The following is a 425-nucleotide window of genomic DNA, read 5'->3' on the forward strand; positions in this document are numbered from 1 at the left end:
GGCTGCCCTCGGCCTGCGCGAACGTCGGTGGCGTCAGGTCGTCGAACCCCTGCACCACGGGGTCGCCGTAGGGCCTCTTCAGGATCGCGAACGTCGTGAAGGCGACACGGGGCATCGGCCTCTCTCCTTCGGCGTCGGGGACGGTGGCAGGTGGTCGGTCCGGGCGTCGGACCTGCGGGGAAACCCCCGCGGGCTCGTCACGCGGGCGTCGCCGCGGGGCGGCGCCGCGCGGACAGCACGGCGCGCATGAACGCGGCCTGGAACTCGGCGGGAGCGGTCATGCGGCCCGTGAGCCTCAGGTAGTCGGCGCTCAGCCCCGGGTCGGCGCACACGGTCCCGAAGGTCCGTCGCTCCGACTCCTCGCCCCGGCCGACCAGCGAGTCCGCGCAGATCCCGTCGACGTGCGGCACGATCTGCGCGTCGTG

The 425-nt window shown here is 74.4% G+C and carries 1 pseudogene; it reads right to left on the reverse strand.

The annotated features are described in order from the left end of the window. Positions 1 to 197 precede the first annotated feature (197 nt). A pseudogene (locus G3I71_RS48315) lies at positions 198 to 425 on the reverse strand (NAD(P)/FAD-dependent oxidoreductase); the annotation flags it as partial.

It is taken from the genome of Streptomyces sp. SID12501 (assembly GCF_010550245.1).
Taxonomy (GTDB): domain Bacteria; phylum Actinomycetota; class Actinomycetes; order Streptomycetales; family Streptomycetaceae; genus Streptomyces.